Source organism: Streptomyces sp. SLBN-118 (assembly GCF_006715635.1).
Taxonomy (GTDB): Bacteria; Actinomycetota; Actinomycetes; order Streptomycetales; family Streptomycetaceae; genus Streptomyces.
This window is the reverse complement of sequence record NZ_VFNP01000001.1, coordinates 119,687-136,157: the sequence shown is the minus strand read 5'-3', so window position 1 is coordinate 136,157 and position 16,471 is coordinate 119,687. Positions and strand designations below refer to the sequence as shown.

General features: G+C 64.3%; 7 protein-coding genes. 3 read left to right on the top strand and 4 right to left on the bottom strand.

Annotated elements, in window-relative coordinates:
* Window positions 1-61: 61 nt before the first annotated feature.
* From FBY35_RS00650 to FBY35_RS00635, 4 genes are all read right to left on the bottom strand, one after another.
* On the bottom strand, window positions 62-457 hold the full coding sequence (locus FBY35_RS00650; protein WP_142211903.1) for a hypothetical protein: 396 nt from the start codon (window positions 455-457) through the stop codon (window positions 62-64).
* Window positions 458-813: 356 nt separating this feature from the next.
* On the bottom strand, window positions 814-1,350 hold the full coding sequence (locus FBY35_RS00645) for a transposase (protein ID WP_260848652.1): 537 nt from the start codon (window positions 1,348-1,350) through the stop codon (window positions 814-816).
* Window positions 1,347-1,886 carry a winged helix-turn-helix domain-containing protein gene (locus FBY35_RS00640; protein ID WP_142211901.1) on the bottom strand — a complete coding sequence of 180 codons (540 nt, stop codon included), beginning with the start codon at window positions 1,884-1,886 and terminating at the stop codon, window positions 1,347-1,349. The genes FBY35_RS00645 and FBY35_RS00640 overlap by 4 nt, the downstream gene beginning before the upstream one ends.
* A gap of 1,150 nt (window positions 1,887-3,036) precedes the next feature.
* Entirely contained in the window at window positions 3,037-4,527 is a 1,491-nt protein-coding gene (locus FBY35_RS00635; protein ID WP_399208198.1) for a trypsin-like serine peptidase, read from the bottom strand.
* Window positions 4,528-5,052: 525 nt separating this feature from the next.
* Between FBY35_RS00635 and FBY35_RS00630 the strand changes: the two genes are divergently transcribed.
* The 3 genes from FBY35_RS00630 (at window position 5,053) to FBY35_RS00620 (ending at window position 16,408) form a co-directional block, all read left to right on the top strand.
* Window positions 5,053-5,400: a hypothetical protein gene (locus FBY35_RS00630; protein ID WP_142211899.1), complete on the top strand. Its 348-nt coding sequence runs from the start codon at window positions 5,053-5,055 to the stop codon at window positions 5,398-5,400.
* Between the two features lie 106 nt (window positions 5,401-5,506).
* Window positions 5,507-6,928 carry a M1 family metallopeptidase gene (locus FBY35_RS00625; protein WP_142211898.1) on the top strand — a complete coding sequence of 474 codons (1,422 nt, stop codon included), beginning with the start codon at window positions 5,507-5,509 and terminating at the stop codon, window positions 6,926-6,928.
* 1,788 nt (window positions 6,929-8,716) lie between these two features.
* Window positions 8,717-16,408 carry a DNRLRE domain-containing protein gene (locus FBY35_RS00620; RefSeq protein ID WP_260848651.1) on the top strand — a complete coding sequence of 2,564 codons (7,692 nt, stop codon included), beginning with the start codon at window positions 8,717-8,719 and terminating at the stop codon, window positions 16,406-16,408.
* Window positions 16,409-16,471: the final 63 nt, after the last annotated feature.

The window sequence follows — 16,471 nt, the reverse complement described above, 5'->3', positions numbered from 1 at the left end:
ATCCGAGAGCCGCGCGGGCGGGACCGGTGTGGGAGCGGTCATGGAGCGGGGATTTGTCGCCTCAGGAGGCCGTGTTCTGCGGCGTGATGGCGTGGACCACCTGGGATACATGCCGGTTGATGCGGATGCTGGTCTTGCCTGTTGTATAGAGGGCTGTGCCGGCTATGGCTGTTGGTATCGAGGCGGCCAGGACGGCAAGCAGCTCAGGCCAGTCGCGTTCAGCCTCACACCGGCCGCCACCGGCGGCCAGTTCGTTGGCTTCCCGCCGGTCGGTGAAGAACCGGGAGTCGCAGTCCGCCGGGGCGCCGTGCGCCTGATCGACGGTGTAGGGGGTGAAGAGCAGAACGGCGAACCAGAGCCACAGGGCTCCAGTGGCGGCGAGCAGGACTGCCCCCCACTTCCGCAGACGCGCGGAACTCTCGTCGAAGTACTCCATGGTGTAGGTCAGAAGAGGCATGACGCAGCAACCTACCGCCTCGAACAAATGGAGATCAACTGGTCAATCGCCCGCCGCGGTTGCTCCCTGGTGCCCACGAGCTGGTGTATCCGTGGCGGAGGGGCCCGGGGAGGGGTTTTCGAGTCCTTGTGCCGCGATGGTTGAGGCCGTTCATATGCTGGTCAGCTTGGCCCGTGCCCGCGCGGCGGAGGGGCGCGTCCGGAGCAACCCGGGCGCTGAGGTGGTGGGCCCCCGGGGGAGGGGGCCTTCCGCCGTTCAGGTGTGCTGCTGTGCGGATGAGGATCACCCGGACTTCGTGCATTCCGTTTGGGCGGGTTGTATGGGGCCCGCGGCCATGGCGGCCGTTACTGAGGTTTTCAGGGTGGGGTCGGTGGGTTGATGGTCAGGCCTGTGGCGGTGAGGCAGCCGTCGATCAGGTGGGGTCGGAGCTGGATCCGGCGTAACTCGCGGCGGAGTTTGCGGTGGAGGTCGTCGGGTGTGCCGAAAGCGGTGTTGGCCATCGCTCCGCGCACCAGCGACCAGACGGCCTCGACGGGATTCAGATCGGGTGCATAGGGCGGGAGGCGGACGGTGGTGAGCCAGTCGTGCTCGGCCTCGTACCGCTTCAGCCCGGCGGCCAGGTGGGTGTTGAGATTGTCCCAGACAACCACGATCGGGCCGCCGAGCTGGATGTGCGCGCGGACCAGGAGGTCGCGGTAGTCCTTCCAGGAGAAGCTCTTGCGTGCACCCTTGAGCAGGAGATGGGCACGGGGCCGTTGGATGAGACGACTCTTCTCACCGGGTTTGTAGCAGCACAGCGCGGCGACCGAGGTCCGGCGGCGGGACCTGCCACGCACGCGGATCACGGGAGTGTGTCCGCGCCGGCCCCAGGTGCGGGCGCGGGGCGGCGTCATCGAGAATCCGGCTTCGTCCTCGAAGAGGATCCAGGCTCCGCATGCCGCCGCGAGCCTTTTACCCCGGGCCACACCTCCCTCTTCCACAGCTCCACCGCGTGCTCGTCCCGCTCCAAGCCTCTGCGAGCGGGTGCCTGCCAGGACCAGCCGTGCCGTTTCAGCAGCCGCCACACCGTCGCCACCGACAGAGTCACCCGCAGACGACGGCGGATCACCGCCTGGACCCGGGCCAGAGTCCAGCGTTCATCCTCGAAGCCATGCGCCGACGGGCCCTTGCCGAGTTCCTCCTCGAGCACGGCGAACTGGGCATCGGTGACAGTCGGGGAGTTGGCCGGGCCCGCGGAGCGCAGGGCCTCCATGCCGCCCTCGCGCCAGGCACGACGCCAGCGTTCCACCGACCGCACACTCACCCGCAGATCCTTCGCGATCACCGCGGTCTTCTCACCCGCCGCGAACCGCTCGCCGGCCTGGAGCCGGATCCCCTCACGAAACGCCCGACGCTCAGCGGTCAGGCCCCCACCCTCCGGATATCTCACCTCATCGGCATACCGCAGGGATCATGAACCGTCACCACCCGACGACAACCCGAAATCCTCAGTAGCCCGAATGGTTTGCCGAGGCGTGCGATAGCACGAGGGCCTCAGTTCCCTCGATAACCCTCTGCAGATTCAAGGTCAACCGCAGATCGCTCCCGGTCAGCGGTGTCCCGATACAGCGACGAGGCCGGTCGATCGGCGCACTGCTGAGCAATCGGAACCTGCGCACAGCAGGTGCGAGGGATATTCACCGGCGCGATGTGATCGCACGGAACCAGTGCATGCTCGTGATCACCGCCAGTGGACATCGTCGGTGTCCGGGTCTTGCGCCCATGCCGACACGAGTCCGGCTACCAGGAGTCACCAGGGCGCCGTCACGGCGGGCGGGGCTGAATGGCCCTGAATGCACTCAACAGCACCATCAACAGACTCGGGACGCAGGCACGTCCGCGCCCGGTTCTGAAGCACTCCGCAGCCAGAAAACGAGGGGCACACGACGCGACAGCAGAGCAGCCGCTATGCCCACACCCGGCCCGGGGAAGCCGAAACGGCCCCCCGAAGAACTCGGCGGACCGAAACGGAATTGAGGTTGACGTCGTCAGCTGCTCCTGGAGTATTCGGCTCCCCCGTATGTGCCGTTGATCCAGAGAGTGGCGCTTGTCCTCAGGACAGGCTTGTTTGTCTTCGTCCTTGAGAAGCAAGCACGCTGGAACCCCTTATGGAGTACCGACGTGTGACACCTGACATCAGAATATCCCGCAGGACGGGGCCAGTTGTTCCATAGCCCCGTGTCGCTGTTGCCGTGCGTAATGTTGATGCTGGAGTCGGAATTATTTACCAATACCAGCACGGACTGGGCTTCGTTGCTGCTGTTGAGCACTATGCAGACCCGGAATCGCACACCTTGCTTCGCAGGATGGTCAACGACCGCTCCACACTTCCAGTTCGAATTAGTTTCCCCGACTTCCTGCCAGTTGACTGTCGGCGGGTTTGGAGGGCGGGCTGCGGCGGGGGCAGTTGCCAGGGCTAGGCTGCCAGTGACGACTGCAGCAGTTGTTAGGACTTGAGCGATGCGGCGCATATGTCTCTCTCGATCTAGGCGGAAGATTCCATTCCGCCTGGAGGATGCATCCAGTTGTCGATGCAGGGCTTAGGCTGGTGGGTAGACGAGTGTGATTTCGCGGTTGAGTCCGGTTTCGTCGGCGTCGGGGTACAGGGATACTTCGCCGTCGGTCCAGCGGACGATGAAGTCGTCCGGGTAGTCGTTGTCGGTGTAGTCGCCGGCGGCGATGACGGTGGCTTTGGTCCACAGATCGTTCTTCTTCTTGATCTGGACTTCGCCGTGGAGGCCGGTCTGGTCGATGTCCTTGCAGATGCTGAGTTCGCCGTCCTTCCAGCGGACCATCACGTCCCACTGGTCGTTGCCGGTGTAGTCGCCGGCGGCGATGCTGGCGGCGTATTTCCAGTCGCTGTCGCTGGCGGCGAGTTTTTTCCCGCCGTGGAATCCGTCGCGGTTCACGTCGGTGTAGAGGGACACTTCGCCGTCGGACCAGCGCACCAGCAGGTCGTCGGTCCACTTGCTGCCGGTGGTGTAGCGGCCTGCGGTGATGGACACTGCGTGCTTCCACAGCGGGTCGGGCTTCTGGAGCTGGAATTCTCCGTGGAAGCCTTGCTCGTCCACGTCCGGGTAGAGGGTCAGTTCTCCGTCGACCCAGCGGACGAGGAGGTCGTCCGTGTCGGCGCCGGTGAAGTCTCCCGCCGCGATGGTCTCCGCGTGTTGGAAGGTGCTGTCCTTGGGCGCGAGTCTGATTTCCTTGTCGAAGTTGTCCTCGTCCTCGCCGGCTCCGCGGTAGAGGGTGAGCTCGCCGTCGGACCAGCGCACGACCAGGTCGGAGTAGTCGTCATCGCCGGGGTTGCCGTCGGTGAAGTACCCGCCCGCCAGCACCTCGGCGTGCTTCCAGGTCTCTGCCTGTCCGAGGACTCCGCGGCCGGCCGGCTGCCTGTTGTTGACCGCGTCGTCGTACAGCTTCTTGGCGTCGCCGTCGAGGTAGGAGCTGTAGGAGATGTCGTCGACGTCACCGCCGGTGTGCCAGCCGCCGATCACGCCGACGATTCCGTACCCTGTCCCCTTCTTGACGAGGAACGGCCCGCCGGAGGCGCCGCCCGAGTAGGCCTTGCACTCGATGCGCAGGAAGCTTCCGGGGATTTTGGGGTCGGTGCTGTTGTAGCGCACGGTCTTGTCGGTGCAGTCCAGCGGCCGCTTGAGGGCGTTGGGATAGCCGATGAGGCGGACGGGGTTGTGCTCGTAGCCTGCGTTGATGAGGAGTTCGGCACCGCCGACGACATCCTGCACGTTCTTGCCGCCGCGCGGCTCGAGCTGCAGGAAGTTGAAGTCCAGGTCGGCTGCGGCATCGGTCCCCTTGGACAGGTACCGCTTGACGAACGTGAGGTTCTTCCGCGCGTCCTGGTCGTCGAAGCAGTGACCAGCGCTCATGACAAGGTTCCTGCCGGGGCTGTTGACGACAGTCCCGCCGCAGAACCGGCCCGTATTGGTCCCGTCGTTGAAAAAGAACGTACCGACGATCGGTATGCCTTCAAATGGCTCGCGGGCGAGGCGACCAGCCCGCGCGGGCAACGCCATCCGTGGACTTTCCCCTCTTTACCGGCTGCGCGGCACGCATCCGCTCGGGTGTCCAATAGGCGTCCGCGTCGGCAGGTGTAAAGCCGCGTGCGTCATTGTCCCCATTTGCAGGCACTGGAGTTGGCGGCGGTATGGATTCCGCTTGTGCCGGGGCCAGCGGCAGCACCGCCAGTGCCAGTCCCTCCACGAGAACGGCGAGCGTTCTTCGTATCTTCAAGTGGCTTCTCCATGGTCTAAGGAGAGGCAGATCACTCCGTGTAGCGTCATCCCCCGGAATGCGCCATGATCCTAGGACGACCTGCAACAGGGGGAGAATTAATGACCAAGTGTCGGAGTGTCAGCCAATGTGTGCTGACAACTGGCTTGATTGCTCTGTATATCGGCGGTACAGGCGTGGCGCACGCCGAGCAAGTGCCGCTGCCGAAGGAGGGATACGCCTCGGTCGCGGGCCCAGCTGGTCCGGGTCAGAATGTCGGGGTCACCGTCAAAGAGGAGCCTGGAAATCCGCATCCGACGGGGGTGGAAATGTCCAGTCCCGCTCTGGACAAGGGGAATTCCCTGGGGGACACCGGCGCTGCCTGGGTCGGTTCGGGACGTATTCTCCCGAAGCTCAAACCAGGGACGTACAAGGTGAAGTTCACCCTCACCTACAAGGGTGCCCGGTGCATGAACGAGGCAGACCGGGACAGCGTCTGCGACTACGACCCCACCGTTCTCTGGAGCGAGCTCAAGGTAGAGGCCACTGGTGAACGGCAGGCCGACGGCTGGAGAGCATGGCAAGGAGCGGCACTCGGCGCCGCGGCCGCCACACTGGCTGCCGCCGGTGTCATCGGAGTCCGCCGACGGGCCGCACGGGCTCCTCGTCCTTCCTGACCGGACAACGCGAAGCGACGCCTGTGATCACACGGCCGTTACATTCCACGGTGCGATATGGCCGCGTCCCCCGAACAGCCACCCACGTCTGTGACAAGGAGACTGAGTGTCCCGCGCACTGCGGCAGTTGGCTCTGCCGGCTGCTGCCGCCTTGCTGGCCTGCTCGGCCTGTACCGGGTCGACGCCGACAGGCAAACCCGTCTCCCGCACCCCCGCATCACCGGGTGCAGCCGGCGTCGCCGATGCGCTCTTTCCCCAGCTGGGCAACGGCGGGTACGACGTGGCCCACTACGCCCTCACGCTCACCTACCAGCCCGACGAGAACATGCTGAAGGCCACAGCGGTGATCACTGCGCGGGCCACACAGTCGCTGAGCTCCTTCAACCTGGATCTGCACGGACTGGCCGTACGTAAAACCACGGTCAACAAGCACGCGGCACAGAGCGTGCGCCACGGCGACGAGCTGGTGGTGACGCCATCTGCCCCTGTCAGCCGAGGCCAAAAATTCACCACCGTGATCGCCTACGACGGAGTGCCGAAAACCATCGAGGACTCGCATGGGGCGACGGAAGGCTGGATGGAGACGGACGACGGCGCGGTCGGACTCGGAGAACCCACCGGATCCATGGCCTGGTTCCCCGGCAACCATCACCCCTCCGACAAGGCCACCTATGACATCACCATCACCGTCCCCGCCACATTGAAGGCCATCTCCAACGGCACACTGAAACACCGCGCAACGAAGGGTGAGTGGGCGACGTATGCGTGGAGCAGCCCGGAACCCATGCCGAGTTATGCCGCCACCGTTGCGGTCGGCGACTTCGACATCAGCGAAACCGCGAGCGGCGGCCTGCCCGTGCACGTGGCCACAGACCCAGACGAGAAAGCCAAGGCACAGCGCATACCCTCGCTGGTGCGCGAAGCGACTGCTTGGGCCGTCACGCGGTTCGGCCTCTATCCGTTCACGTCCACCGGTGCCATCGTCGACCACTTCCCCGAACTGGACTACGCGCTCGAAACACAGACCAGGCCCTACTTCCACAAGGCCCCGGACGACAAGCTGGTCGTCCATGAGATCGCTCACCAGTGGTTCGGCAACTCGGTCACGCCCCGCTCGTGGAAGGACATGTGGCTCAACGAAGGCTTCGCTACCTATGCAGAATGGCTGTGGGAAGAAGAACAGGGCGGCAACACGGCCCAGGAGACCTTCGACGCCTTCTATGACGGCACCCATCCGGAGAGCGACGGCACCTGGGACTTCCCCCCAGCAGCACCACCCAATGCGGAACAGGTATCTGATCCGCCGGTCTACGGCCGAGCAGCCATGACCCTGCATCAAGTCCGCAAAGCAGTAGGCGACAAGATTTTCTTCTCTATCCTGCGAACCTGGACTCGAGATCACCGGCACGGAAGCGTCCAGTCAGCAGACTTCATTGACTTGTGCCACGAAAAGTCCGGGCTACCCCTCGACGCTCTGTTCAACGACTGGCTCTACAAGCCGGGAAAGCCACCTCGGACACGGCCTTGAGCTGATCGCTTCTGGGCGAATTTGTCCACCCGCCTGGTGAGCTGCCCTGCTCCACAGGCGTGCCGGTTCCCTTCGGACGGCTACAACTCGCTTCGTGGTCAAGGCACTTCTAAGCGCTGCGACAGCCGCCGCGCCGAGTAACCTCCGCAGGCGCCCCTGGATGTTGATCACATGGGGCCGCTCGCGGAAGCCTGGGACTCCCGGAGCCTCGCAATGGACGACGGTCCGCCGCGGACTGCTGCCATGCGGCTCTCCCCAGGCATGGCCCGGCGCAGCGGCCTGGGTGAGCGTGTCGAGGAGCTGTGTTCGTCGTAACCGAAGGAGAGAGAGTCGGCAGCGGCGCCGCCCACGACGCCAGGCTGGTACCGCAGTGGGCGAGACCAGTTTTCACGCTGCGAACTCCGGCCTCGAATTGGCGCACAATCCTGAACCGGCCGGTTATACACCATGTACCCGGGCTAAGGCGAGCGACCGGAAGAAGCGGACGAATTGACGTCTGGTTAGCCGGTACTCCAACTGTCCATATTGTCTGGACAGTTGACGTGGGGTCACTGATCCAAGTAGAGATCGCCTGCCATAGCCGTCTCGCCGATGGGGAGTTAGAGGTGACTCTTACTGAACCCTGATCTGGGGGTTCTCCTGGGGGTCCACTTTCCGACTCGTCCGTCCCGCTCGGGGATTTTCGGTCGTGGTGCAGGCTCACCGAACTGGCCAGGGCTTTGCGTGTCGGCTCTTTCGGTGTGCCTGTTTTCGCGTGCGCGGAAATGCGTGCATTAGCCGAAGGGTATAGAGGTGAAAGTTCCGTACGGGAGATATATCTCCTGTCTGGTGGTCTCGGCGGTGGCGGGTACGCTGCTGCCGCAGGTCGCTTATGCGGCTCCTGCGGCGTCGTCGGATGACGGCGGTAAGGGGATCGTCGACACCGTCAAGGGCTGGTTCTCGGACGACGACGAGGTGGCTGAGAAGCCGCCGGTCGGCGGGAAGTTGGAGATACCGAGCCGTCAGAAGCTGCCGAAGGGCAAGAAGCTTCCGAAGGCGAAGCGGGTCAAGGAGCTGACCGAGCGGCGTACGTCGCAGGCGCGGTTCTTCGAGCTGTCGGACGGCCGGGTGGAGGCGGAGCTGTCGGCCGTTCCGGTCTCGTACAAGTCCGGGACGTCGTGGAAGCCGATCGACACCGCGGTGCGGTCCACGACGGCGAAGGGCTTCGATTTCGCGAACACGGCCAACACCGGCCGGAGCTGGTTCGGTTCTGATCCGGACAAGCTGCTGCGTTTTGAGTCCGCGGGCGGCGGAGCCATCAGCCTGGGCCTAACGGGCGCGGCCGCCAAGAGCTTGAAGCCGCAGGCCGGCGGCGACACGGTCACGTACAAGGACGCCGCTTCGGGCGCGGATCTGCAGTACAAGGTCGGCCGGGGGCAGGTGAAGGAGAACATCGTCCTGGACGCGGCTCCGGCCGGCCCGGTGTCGTTCACCTTCACCCTGAACGCCGAGGGGCTGACGCCGAAGGCGCGCAAGGACGGTTCGGTCGCCTTCTACGGTGAGGCGCCGAACACGCCGGTGATGGTGATCCCGGCTCCGTATATGACGGACGCCAAGAAGGATGCGCTGTCGCCGACCGGTGGTACGTACTCCACCAAGGTTTCCCAGAAGCTCTCCCGGGACGGGAAGAACTGGAAGCTGACGGTTGCGCCGGACGCGAAGTGGCTGGCGGCGAAGGAGCGTCAGTATCCGGTGGTGATCGACCCGACGATCACCATTGCGCCGTCGCCGACGGCGTCGCAGGACACGATGGTCCTGTCCGATCAGCCCGGGGTGAACTTCAACTCCACGTGGAAGCTGTCGGCCGGCAAGACGGACACCGGTATCTCCCGCTCGCTGATCAAGTTCCCGCTGAGTGAGGTCCCGGCGGGCGTGAAGGTCGATGCCGCCCGCCTGGAGATGTACTACGACCAGGCGCACACCACCAACGGCAACGCCGTGACCATCGAGGCGCACCGGGCCACCGGTGCGTGGGACGAGTCGACGGCGACCTGGTCCAACACCAGTGCGCTGGTGGGTGAGCTATCCGCAACTACTGTCATGATCGATGACGGGGCTGTGGGGACGGCGGCGGTCGGCGAGTGGCCGGGGGGCACCACGACCGGTGGGGCTGCGACCTACGACGATTTCGCGTACAACAAGAACGCACTGACGGGTGAGTCGTACTCCTGGCAGCCGCAGGTGCCGGAGAGCGATTCGTACCGGGCCGAGGTGCATTTCCCGGCAGCGTCGGACGCGCCCACGGCCGCCCCGTACACCGTGAACTACAACGGCGGCACGAAGAATTACACCGTCAACCAGACCGGTACCGGCGGCGTCTGGAAGGTCCTCGACACAGTTGAGTACCCCTGGGCCAAGGGCAATACCGGCAAGATCGTCCTGGGCGACACCGGCAGCTCCACGACGCGGACGCTCGCGGACTCGGTCCGGCTGGTGAACACCGCCGCGAAGACGAAGGCGATCGGCGCCTACAACCAGTGGCACAAGTTCCCAGTGACCGACACGGTCCAACGCTGGGTGTCTGGGGTCAATCCCAACTACGGGTTCGTGCTCAAGGCCACCGATGAGTCGGGCACCGCGCCGACTGGCGGCCCGCGCTACGAGGCGGGCGACGGCAGCTACGGCGGCGAGACCTCGACTATTCCGCGGCTGACCGTCACCTACGGCAAGGTCGGCACCGCGCTGAACTCGCCGACCGTGGTGCACGGCACGGGCCCGGAGCTGTCCTGGCCCGCCTATGTGAACACCAGCGGCGTGGCGAACGACGACATCGTCGAGTACCAGCTGCACCGCTCCACGCAGCAGGTCTTCACCCCGTCGGCTGCGACCCTGATCGCCCCGATCGCGTCCACGGCGACCACCTACACGGACACCACGGCGGTCCCGACCCCGGACTCCAGCTCCTCGGAGATCGGGAAGTCGTACTTCTACCAGCTGGCGGTCAAGACCAAGGGCGGCGAGCTGCTCGGCTCTCCGACCCGGGTGGTGGGCATCCCCAAGGCCGGCCGGACGATGAAGATCATCCAGAGCGGTCAGACGGACACCACGCTGTCCTCGCAGCAGCCGACCGTCAACCAGGACGCCATCCAGTCCCTGGGTGTGGGTCAGACCTGGCTGAGCGTCGGCAACAACTCCACCACGTACGGCAAGACGCGCGCCGTGCTGAAGTTCCCCACCAGCTCGATCCCCACCACCGCCACGGTGCTGGAGAACAAGATGTACATGTGGGGAGCGGAGACCACCAGCACCACCAATGGTGCGATCTACGAACTCCACGCGCTGACCCGGGACTTCACCGAGACCCAGGCCACCTGGAACAACGCCACGTCCACCACCGCGTGGACCACGGCGGGCGGCGACATGTCCGCCACCGTCGCCGACACCGTCCCCCAGATCACCGACGAGGTCGGACGCCACTGGTGGGACGCCACCGGCCTCATGCAGTCGTGGGTCAAGACGCCCACGGGCAACAAGGGCGTCGCGGTCAAGCTGAAGGACGAGACCACCACCGGTCCGCAGGAGCGCACGCTGTTCCTGTCGTCGGAGGCCTCCGACCCGCAGCTGCGCCCGTACATGCAGGTCATCTACGTCGACTCGACGACCGAGGACACGTACTACGCGCCACAGACGCCGGCCCGGATGACCCCCAACTCGCAGTACACGGTCGAGTTCACGGTCACCAACACCACCGCTTCGGCGTGGGCCGCCGGTGAGCGGCAGCTGTCCTACACCTGGAAGCTGCCCGACGGCACGGACATGACCAACAGCGGCAACCAGCTCTCCACAGCGATCCCGGCACTGCTGCCGGGCAAGTCCGCGACCATCCAGGCGCAGGTCAAGACCCCCATCAACTCGGACAACGGCTCCAAGCGCACCGAGTACGTGCTGGGCTGGGACGTCCGCAAGATCTCGGACGGCAGCTGGCTCTCCGCAGGCACTCCCGCCATCCCGTCGCTGAAGCAGAACGTGGCGGTCGAGGACCCGACCTCCAACAGCCTAGGCCTGGAGAAGTTCTACTCGTACGCGGGCAAGAACACCGGCGCCGGATCCACGGTCATGAACAACACCGCCTCTGGCAACAGTGTGTGGCAGTACAACGCGTTCACCAACCCAAGCCGCGGTCTCACGACGTTCGCGCGGTTCGCCTACAACTCCCTGGACACCAGCGACACGGTCCTGGGCCACGGCTGGTCCGGCCAGGCGGCCGGTCCCATCCGGCTTGGCGCCCCGCTGGACTTCCACCCCAACCCGAACCCGACGGAGATCCGCCTCCCGGACGGTGACGGTACGACGCACATCTTCCGCTGGGACAGCACCAACTCGGTGTGGAAGGCCCCGGCCGGTGTGCACTACAAGGTCACGATGAAGTCCGGCCTGGACTGCAAGCCCTCCAAGGACCCGGTCCCGGACGCCTGGACGCTGACCCGCCCTGACGGCACGCGTTTCCTTTTCGGCTGCGACGGTTACATGACGTCTGCGATCGACAAGAACGGCAACACGCAGACGTACACGTACGAGGAGCGCAAGTCCAATAACAAGCCGACCAAATTCCTCAAGTACATCACCGACCCGGCCGGCCGACAGTCGCTGACCGTCACCTACTTCAACAAGGGTGACGCGTCCTACGACTACATCGACGCCACGGGCGCCAAGGTCACCGGCACCAACCTGACCAACTCCAAGATCTACGACCACGTGAAGTCCATGACGGACATCTCGGGCCGCAAGATCTCGTTCTACTACACCGACAAGGGCCTGCTCGGACAGCTGACCGACGGTGACGGCTCCGCTCAGCCCAAGGACTTCAAGTTCACCTACGACGCCACGCAGGGGAACAAGAACGTCAAGCTGGTCAAGGCCACCGACCCGCGCGGCAACGCCACCAACATGGCGTACTACGCGCCGCAGGCCGGTGACGACCCGAAGTACCACTGGTGGACCAAGACGATCACCGACCGTCTCCAGGGTGCGACCGGCTTCACGTACGCCGTGAACGCCAGTAACGACAAGTTCACCGACACCAGGGTCACCGACGCTGAGAACCACACGTCGACCTTTGTGATGGACGACTTCTACCGCCCGGTCCAGACCACCAACGCCAAGTCCCAAACCACCAAGCTGGCCTGGGACGCGGACAACAACGTCACCTACCTCGAAGAGGCCAACGGCGCCAAAAACGCGTTCTGCTACGACCAGAAGACCGGCTACCCGCTCTGGCAGCGCGACGCCGAGAACAACAAGGCCGGCGTGCCGCCGTCCTCGGACTGCGCCCCTGGCACCTACCCGGCCAACGCGGCCAAGTACGAGTACCAGACCCGTCTGGACGGCTACTCCGCTGACCTGTTCACCAAGACCTCTCCGGAGGGTCGCAAGTGGCAGTTCGGCTATGACTCGTTCGGCAATCTGAAGACGGTCACCGACCCCAAGGGTCTCGCCACCCCCACAGCAGGCGACTACACCACCGCATACGAGTACGACGGGTACGGCGAACTGACCAAGGCGACTGACGCCAACGGCAACCCAACCAGTAATAGCGGGTTCGGGCCGACCGGCTACCCGGTGACGATCACCGACGCTCTGGGCAAGTCGACCTCGTTCGTCTATGACGAGCGGGGCCAGGTCACGGAGGCCACGGACGCGCTGGGCAAGAAGACCACGCAGACGTACGACACGTTCGGGCGGCCGCTGGTGAACACGGTGCCCAAGGACCAGGCAGCGGGCGTCCTGATCACCACTCCGGCTCCGGTCTACGACGCCAACGACAACGTCACCACGTCGACCTCGCCGAACGGTGCCGTGTCCACTGCGGTTTACGACGCGGCGGATCAGGTGAAGGAGGCGACGGCTCCGAAGGACACCTCGACGTCGAGCGAGCGCAAGTCGACCTACGCGTACGACAAGGTCGGCAATCTCAGGACGTCGACGGAGCCCAAGGGCTCGCTGACCACCGCCGACGCAACGGACTACGTTACGACAAACAACTACGACGAGATCTCCCAGCTCACCTCGGTGGTCAATGCCGCGGGCGCCAAGGTTAGTTATGAGTACGACAACGTCGGCAACCCGGTCGCGGTCGTCGATCCGAAGAAGAACGCGACCGCCGACCCGCTCGACTACACCACCAAGACCGCTTACGACCTGAACCACCGGGTCACCACGGTCACCGACGCGGCGGGCAAGACCACTTCTCGTACGTATGACAACGACTCGCTCGTCGTGGCTTCCAAGGACGCCGAGAACAACGAGACCCTTGTCACCTACGACGAGCGGGGCAAGCAGACCCAGGTCAAGGTTCCGCACACGGGCAGCAGCCCCAGCATCAACTACCGGACGACCAAGTACGAGTACGACCAAGTCGGCAACACCACCAAGGTGATAACCCCACGCGGTGCGGAAACAGCCGATGCCGATGACTTCGCCGCCCGGGCAGAGTACGATGCGCTGAACCGGCCGGTGAAGCAGTTCCAGCCGTTTGACCCGGCAGATGCTCGCTACAACAGCCCGAACGTCTATACCCAGACGTTCTACGACGAGGTCGGCAGGGTCTCCAAGACCTCGCTGCCATCCTCCGCTGGCCAGACGGTCCGCAACGACACCACCTACAGCTACTTCGACAACGGCTGGCCCAAGTCGTCAACCGATCCTTGGGACATCGTCACCACGTACGACTACAACGAGATCGGCAAGCAGACCGCCCGCACCATCACGTCGGCGGGCGGCTCGTCCAACCGCACCATGGGCTGGACCTTCTACCCGGACGGCAAGCTCAAGACCCGCACCGACGATGGTGTGCCGGTCGGCAGTGCGGTTCCGCTCGTCGACAACTCTGACACCCAGAACACCAGTTCCACGGGCACATGGACCAAGGGAAGCATCGCCGGGCAGCATGGCTATGACCACCAAGTCCATGCCACAGGAACCGGGACGGACGCGTTCACCTGGACGCTGAACATCCCCAAGACCGGAACCTACACCGCCTACGTCAAGTTCCCGCAGGTCATCGGCGCTGCGACGGCCGCCAAGTACACGGTCACGCACTCCACCGGCACCACGGACAAAACCATCAGCCAGGCAGCCGGAACCGGCACCTGGGTCTCGCTGGGCTCGTTCAGTTTCACCCAGGGCAACGCGGCCAAGCTCCAGCTCTTCCAGAATAGCGGCGGAGCGGTCGTCGCCGACGGCGTCAAGCTGGTGCGCGACAACTCCGCCGACACAGACACCGAGAAGAAGACCTACGCCTACGCCTACGACGTCAACGGCAACCTGACCTCCATAGACGACACCTCATCCGGCGCGAAGATCGACGCCTATACGATCGCCTACACCGGACTGAACCAGGTCCAGAAGGTGACCGAAGCGCTGGCCGGCCAGGAGAAGGAGTCCACCTCCTACACCTACGACGCCAACAGCCAGCCGGACACCATCACCCACCCCGACCAGTTCTCCAAGTACACCTACGACCTGCGTGAGCTGGTCAAAACGGTTTCGATCGGCAAGACCGCCACGGACACCTCGCCGAAGGTCTCGTCGTTCACGTACACCGACCGCGGCCAGAAGCTGACGGAGACCAAGGCCAACAGCAACACCGTCGACTACACGTACTACCTCGACGGTCCGCTCAAGTCCTCTTCGGAGAAGAAGCCAAACGGCACCCTCGTCTCCTCGCACACCTACGCCTACGACCCCAACGGCAACAAGGCGCAGGATGTCGCGAAGAGGATGAACGCCGACAACCACGCGGCGTACCTCGACTCCACCACCGACTACACGTACGACCCGGCCGACCGGCTGGCGAAGTCGGTGAAGACCGGCAACGGCGCAGGGACGGAGACGTACACCCACGACGACAACGCCAACGTCATTAGCCAGACGGTCAAGGGCACGAGCACCACCTACGCCTACGACCGAAACCGGCTGCTGACCGCGACGGCGTCCGGAGTCACTGCGAACTACAACTACGACCCGTTCGGCCGCCAGGAGTCCGTCACCAGCGGCGGGCAAGTCATCTCGCGAAGCGTGTACGACGGTTTCGACCACGTGGTGGAGTCCCAGCAAATGGGCGACACCGGGTCGATGAAGTCGACGACCTACACCTTCGACCCGCTCGACCGCACTGCCTCTAAGACGGCGGACGGAACGACCACGGACTTCACCTACCTCGGCCTGTCCGGCGAGGTCCTGGGTGAAGAGGTCGCAGGCCGGCTGGCCAAGTCCTACCAGTACAGCCCGTGGGGCGAACGCCTTTCACAGGTCAAGCACAATACTGACGGCACGACCGAGGACGGCTTCTACGGCTACAACAGCCACACCGACGTCGAGACGCTGACCGACAAGAACGGCGACACCAAGGCCACCTACGGCTACACCGCCTACGGCAGCGACGACGAGGCCCAGTTCACCGGCATCGACAAGCCGGACGCCGCCGACCCGACGAAGGAGGCGTACAACCCCTACCGTTTCAACGCCAAGCGCTGGGACGCCCAGTCCGGCACCTACGACATGGGCTTCCGCGACTACAGCCCGGGCCTCAACCGCTTCACCACCCGGGACATGTACACCGGGGCTCTCGCCGACATGAGCCTCGGCGCGGATCCGTACACGGGTAACCGGTACGCCTTCACCGGCGGCAACCCGACCAGCTTCCTCGAACGCGACGGGCACATGCTCGCACCCGAGCCTGGGGGCAGCCCCACTCTGTCAAAGGACACGCTGTCGGACGGCCGCCCGGTGATCTATGACGCCTACGGCATCGGGCACATCCTGGGGGGTGAGGCTGACAACGACGCCACGAGAACCGCTCTCCAGGCGGCAAACGATGATCTGAAGGCAGCGGGCATGTACTACGATCCGGATTCGGGCACCCTATCCGGCGAACGGTACCTGCTCCAGGACGATTCCGCGCCGACGGTGGGCAAGGGTTCCTTCACCGACGAGAACGGTAACCTGCGGCACAACGGAACGACCTCCGATTTCATCAAGGTCTCCTATGAAAACGGAAATATCGTCGATGTCGTCGATTACGATGCGACGAGTTCCAAAGACGGCAAAGCGCTGAACCTGATTGCTTCGGACATCAACAACAAAATGAGTTCGACCAAGAAGGGGCAGGCGAACAATGTCATTTATGTCGCCACGAGCGAGGCTCAGGCGCAGGCGGTGGCAGAGCATTTCGCGGGGGACTCTCGTGTACGTGTGATCCATCCGAGTAGCGGGTTCGACAACGGACGAGTATTCAGCGCTGTTTCCGGCGCAAATACGGCGCGGGTCAGTCCGAAGATTCGCGGGTTCCGTGCGATGGGAATTGCAGGGAACCTCTTGCCGTTCGCCCAGGCCAACAGCTACTTCCGTAGCTTCGGATTCTGGGGAGGGCTCGAGGAGATGGGCAAGGACTTCTTCGATCCTTACGGATTCACAGATACCCCCGCACCTTCCTACGCCTGAGTAGCATCCAGGTGCTAAGAACATGCCATCACCGGGTAGCTACCCGGTGATGGCATGTTCTAT

Coding starts and splice junctions, on each gene's coding strand:
- FBY35_RS00650 (WP_142211903.1), bottom strand. CDS start 457: ATGCCTCTTCTGACCTACACCATGGAGTACTTCGACGAGAGTTCCGCG.
- FBY35_RS00645 (WP_260848652.1), bottom strand. CDS start 1,350: ATGACGCCGCCCCGCGCCCGCACCTGGGGCCGGCGCGGACACACTCCC.
- FBY35_RS00635 (WP_399208198.1), bottom strand. CDS start 4,527: ATGGCGTTGCCCGCGCGGGCTGGTCGCCTCGCCCGCGAGCCATTTGAA.
- FBY35_RS00630 (WP_142211899.1), top strand. CDS start 5,053: ATGTCCAGTCCCGCTCTGGACAAGGGGAATTCCCTGGGGGACACCGGC.
- FBY35_RS00620 (WP_260848651.1), top strand. CDS start 8,717: ATGGTCCTGTCCGATCAGCCCGGGGTGAACTTCAACTCCACGTGGAAG.